The following is a 4,212-nucleotide window of genomic DNA, read 5'->3' on the forward strand; positions in this document are numbered from 1 at the left end:
TGCTACTCCTTGGGCGTCGCGCCGGGGCCCTGCCCCGGGGTGAAGAAACGTCGCGTGATCCGCGAGATCGTGCGGAAGTCGTCCGTGCTCACCTCGTCGAGGGAGATCTCCGTGCCCAGCTCCGCCTCGATCAGGTAGAGCAGCTCGACGAAGTGCATCGAGTTCAGGACGCCGGTGTCCACGAGGTCGTCGTCGACACCGACCGAGTCGATGTCGGGGCATCTGGCGCGCAGGAACGTGGTGAGGAACGCGGGAACCGTCTCGGTCGTACTCATGACCACTCCTGGGGGCGCGTCGGTGCGGGGAGGATCTTCGTGGTGACCCGGGCCGCCGTCGTTTCACCGGCGCACCGGTGTTCGGCGACGGCCCCTCCGGTGGACAGGCCGGTCGGGACGAGCCGGTTGGTGCGCAGTGCGACGGCCGGATCGCGCAGCAGGGGGTTGGTGTCGCGCACGGTGCCGGAGAACAGCGCGAAGACCGGATCGACGACCTTGGTCGCCCCGTCGTCGTCCTCGACCTCGACCCAGGCGTGGACCAGGTCGAGCATGCCGACCACCCAGCCGATCCGGGTGACCGCCGGGATGCCGGCCCGGCGGCAGAGCTGGGCCAGGTACCGGCTCGCCGAGTCGCAGCTCGCCACGCCGTGCGTGGTCACCAGGTCGACGTCGTCGCGCAGGGCGTCGGGCAGCTTGACCCAGCGCAGGTCCATGGCGGCGAACTCGGCGGCGATCGCGCGCAGCTGCGGGGAACGCAGCTCGGCCAGCTCGCCACGGGTGTGGACGGTGGCGGTGACGGCGAGCTCCGACGCCGTACGGGTGACGGTGTCGCCGCCCGGTCGGACCGTGCCCCCGGCGGGTTCGACCGCCAGGTCGTGCACCGCACCGCCGCAGCGTTCGGGGCGCGGCAGGGCCAGCGTGCTGGTCGGCTCCGGGCCACACGCTTCGGCGGCGCACGCGACCCGGAGCGCGAAGCGGGAGGCGCGGGGCGCGAGCAACTCCTCGGTCGACGCGCGCATCCACCGCAGCGAGTAGGCGAAGGCCTGCTCCGGCACCGTCGTGCCGGTGCCGGAGTACAGCCCAAGGTTGAACAGGTCGCGCGAGTCGAAGCGTTCATCGCCCGTGTCGCCGCTGGCCGGGAGCCCCCGGTCCAGCAACGTGGACAGTGTGTGGTCGTCGCAGCCGAGGACCTGTCTCGCCGTGACCCGGTCCATGTCGGCGAGCCGGTGCTCCGGCGGGACCGCGAAGAGCGTGTCGAGCCCGCGGCACAGTCCGGCCGCGGTCACGACGCTGCCGTCCGGTCGCGCCACATCGTCCTGATGACGCTCCCGGTGCTCAGCACGTACTCGTCCACCGAGGTCCAGCCGAGCATCTCGTTGATCTGCACCTGCTCCGGGCCGGCCGAGGTCTCCAGATAGCCCGGCAGGCCGAGGGCGTCCGCCCGCGCCTGGCCGGCGCGGATGAGGACGTAGCCGACGCCGACCGAGTCGACCCGCCGGCCGAGCACCGCGAACCACACGTGCGGGCGGTCGGGACGCATCCGGTCCAGCGCGTTGGAGATCCGGACGGCGTGCACCACGGCCCGCGGCCCGGCCAGCAGGCACGCCACCGAGCGCAGCGCCCACCCCCACCACGGCGTCGTGCGCTCGTCACCGTAGAGGACGAGGATGCCGTCGAGCCGCTCGGCACGGTACGCGGCGAGCGTGATGCCCGAACTCATCAGCTGGGCGATCACCAGTTCCGCCAGGTAGAGGGCGGTCAGCGCCGACCTGCGCTGCCACCGGGGGAGCGAGCCGGCGGCGGCCCAGATGGCGCCGTCCTCGTACGCCTGGGCGAGGAGCCGTGCGCCCGCCCACAGTTGTCGCCACCGGAGGTCCCGGACCTCGAGCCGGGGCTCCGGCTGGGCGATCGTCCTACTGTTCACATTGCACCCCACGTCCCCCCGGGAGCCCGCTGACCTGGGTGAATTTAATGGTCTTGGGTAATCCGCCAGTAACAAACGAGGTCTCTGCGATGCCGTCTGCGCAGGCGGCCGTCCGCACGGGACGGCCTGCCGACCCGGCCTGCGCCCCCGCGCCCGGGCGGCCCGCCCGGGCCGCTCCCTTCCCCGGGTCGGGCTCGGATGGGAGACTGAGCCGTGTCGCGTGACGACGTCGGGAGCGGGCCCGAGCACCACCGCGTCGAGTCGGTGCCGGAGTGATCGCCGGCCACTGGGAGGTCGTCGTGGTCGGCGGCCGGATCGCCGGGGCGTCCACCGCCTGGGCTCTCGCGCCGTACGCGGAGCGGGTCCTCGTCCTGGACGCCTCGCGGCCCACCGCGTTCTGGCCGCAGCAGTCCACCTGGGACCGGTCCGGCAACCTCGCCTGGGCCGAACTCGGCCTGCTGGAGACGGTCCTCGCCTGCGGTGCCCCGCCCACCTACGGCGACACCCAGCGCATCGGCGAGGACGTGGTCGAACGGGTCTACCCGCGCGAGGACGCGTACTCGTTCCGGATGAGCGTGCCCCGCGAGGTGTTGGACCCGGCGCTGCTGGCCGCGGCGCGCAGCCGGGGCAACGTCACCGTGCTGCGCCCGGCCCGGGTGCGGGATCTCACGATCGAGGCGGGCCGGGTACGCGGGGCGACCGTGCGGCAGGGCGCCGTCGACAGCGAGGTCACCTGTGACCTGCTGGTGCTTGCGGACGGCCGGCTGTCGCGCAACGCCGAACGCGTGGGGGCGGGCGCCTACCGGGTCGTCGAGTCACCGTGGTTCGCGCTGCTGGCCTACTACGAGAACCTGCCGTTGCCCACCGACCGCTCGTACTTCTCGTTGCAGGACCGCAGCGTCCTCATCTCGACGCCCTGCGGTGACAAGCAGTGGTGCGTCGCGCTGGACCTGCACCAGAGCCTGATCGACGAGACCGGTCGACACCCGGCGCGCTCGTACGAACGGATGGTGCGCGACGATCCGCGCCTCGGCCCGGCCGTCGCGGCCGGCCGTCGGAGCACCTCGATCGGCGGCGCCGGGCGGATGCGCATGCTGCGCCGGCCGATGAGCGGGCCGGGCTGGTGCCTGGTCGGCGACGCCGGCTACCACCTGGACCCGGTCACCGCCCAGGGCACCCGGGCCGCCGTGGTCACGGCCCGGATCCTGCGGGACCGGATCGCCGCCGCCGGCCGCGTCGCGGGCGCGGATCTGGTCGGCCTGACCGACGAGCGCGACGCCGCCCTGGACGCCGACTGGGCCTACACCGAGCAGATCGTGCGCGGCTGAGCCGCCGCCCGCCGCCCGGCGAAGGGTGACGCCCGACAGGCCCGGGAACCGCCCGCCCCGGCCGGTCTATCCGACCGGCCGGCTGCCGTTGATGGTCACCCGCTGGCCGTAGCGGGAGTGCGGGTAGTAGTCCCACACGGCGTGGTGCTGGGTGCAACGGTTGTCCCAGAACACCAGCGTGTTCGGTGTCCAACGGACCCGGCAGCTCAGGATCGGCTGCTGGGCGACCAGGCCGAAGAGCATGTCCAGCAGCGCCCGGCTCTCGTGCCGGGAGAGCTGCACGATGTGCGAGGTGAAGCCGGCGTTGACGAAGAGCAGCCGACGGCCGGTCTCCGGATGGCGTACGACGACCGGGTGCTCGCTCTTCGGCACCACGTACTCGGGCGGCGGGGTGTGGCCCTGCCACGGGATCAGGCCGTCGTGGATCGCGGTCAGCCCGTCGAGGAGGGCCCGCACCGGCGGGGAGAGCATCTCGTACGCCAGGTGCATGTTCGCCCAGAGGGTGTCGCCGCCGACGCCGATCTCCGGCGTCCTGGTGACATAGAGCATCGAGCCCAGCGACGGCTCGGCCTCGGCGGTGCCGTCGGTGTGCCAGTCCTCGCCGGCCACGAACCGCGAGTCCCGGCCGGCGCTGATCTCGAGGATGGCGGCGTCGCCGCCGTCGAGGTCGGCGAGGGGCTGCCGGCGCAACTCGCCGAAGTGGCCGGCGAAGCGCTTGTGGTCCTCTGCGGTGAGCACCTGGTCGCGGAAGACCAGCACGTGGTGGGCGAGGAAGGCACGCCTGACCTCGGCCAGTTGCGCGTCCGACAGTTCGGTGGCGAGGTCGAGGCCGGAGACCTCCGCGCCGATGACCGGCGAGATCGGCCGGACGGTGATGGTGTCGTAGCGCTCCGGCGGGCGGGTCGTCGCCCGCTCGACGGCGGCAAGGACGTGCTCTTCCATGCGTTGCCTCCTGGATTCGGTG

At 72.9% G+C, this 4,212-nt stretch carries 5 protein-coding genes; 1 reads left to right on the top strand and 4 read right to left on the bottom strand.

The annotated features are described in order from the left end of the window. Positions 1-2: 2 nt before the first annotated feature. The 3 genes from KBX06_RS17535 to KBX06_RS17545 are packed head-to-tail and all read right to left on the bottom strand — an operon-like array spanning position 3 to position 1,920. Positions 3-275 (bottom strand): acyl carrier protein, encoded by a 273-nt coding sequence (locus KBX06_RS17535; RefSeq protein WP_210836137.1) that lies wholly within the window; start codon positions 273-275, stop codon positions 3-5. Continuing rightward, a complete protein-coding gene (locus KBX06_RS17540) occupies positions 272-1,282 on the bottom strand; it encodes a transglutaminase domain-containing protein (protein WP_210836139.1) in 1,011 nt (336 codons plus the stop codon). The genes KBX06_RS17535 and KBX06_RS17540 overlap by 4 nt, the downstream gene beginning before the upstream one ends. Next, positions 1,279-1,920 (bottom strand): hypothetical protein, encoded by a 642-nt coding sequence (locus KBX06_RS17545; protein WP_210836141.1) that lies wholly within the window; start codon positions 1,918-1,920, stop codon positions 1,279-1,281. The genes KBX06_RS17540 and KBX06_RS17545 overlap by 4 nt, the downstream gene beginning before the upstream one ends. A gap of 272 nt (positions 1,921-2,192) precedes the next feature. On the opposite strand from KBX06_RS17545, the gene KBX06_RS17550 reads away from it, so the two are divergent. After that, positions 2,193-3,248, top strand: coding sequence for an NAD(P)/FAD-dependent oxidoreductase (locus tag KBX06_RS17550; protein WP_210836144.1), 1,056 nt, complete (start codon positions 2,193-2,195; stop codon positions 3,246-3,248). Between the two features lie 66 nt (positions 3,249-3,314). Here KBX06_RS17550 and KBX06_RS17555 read toward each other — a convergent pair whose 3' ends face one another. Then, positions 3,315-4,190 carry a TauD/TfdA family dioxygenase gene (locus KBX06_RS17555; protein ID WP_210836147.1) on the bottom strand — a complete coding sequence of 292 codons (876 nt, stop codon included), beginning with the start codon at positions 4,188-4,190 and terminating at the stop codon, positions 3,315-3,317. Between the last annotated feature and the right edge of the window lie 22 nt (positions 4,191-4,212).

Origin of the sequence: Micromonospora sp. C31, assembly GCF_018070575.1 — a bacterium.
GTDB lineage: Bacteria > Actinomycetota > Actinomycetes > Mycobacteriales > Micromonosporaceae > Micromonospora.

Excerpts from the sequence above, each read along its gene's own strand:
- KBX06_RS17555 (WP_210836147.1), bottom strand. The coding sequence starts at position 4,190 with ATGGAAGAGCACGTCCTTGCCGCCGTCGAGCGGGCGACGACCCGCCCG.
- KBX06_RS17535 (WP_210836137.1), bottom strand. The coding sequence starts at position 275 with ATGAGTACGACCGAGACGGTTCCCGCGTTCCTCACCACGTTCCTGCGC.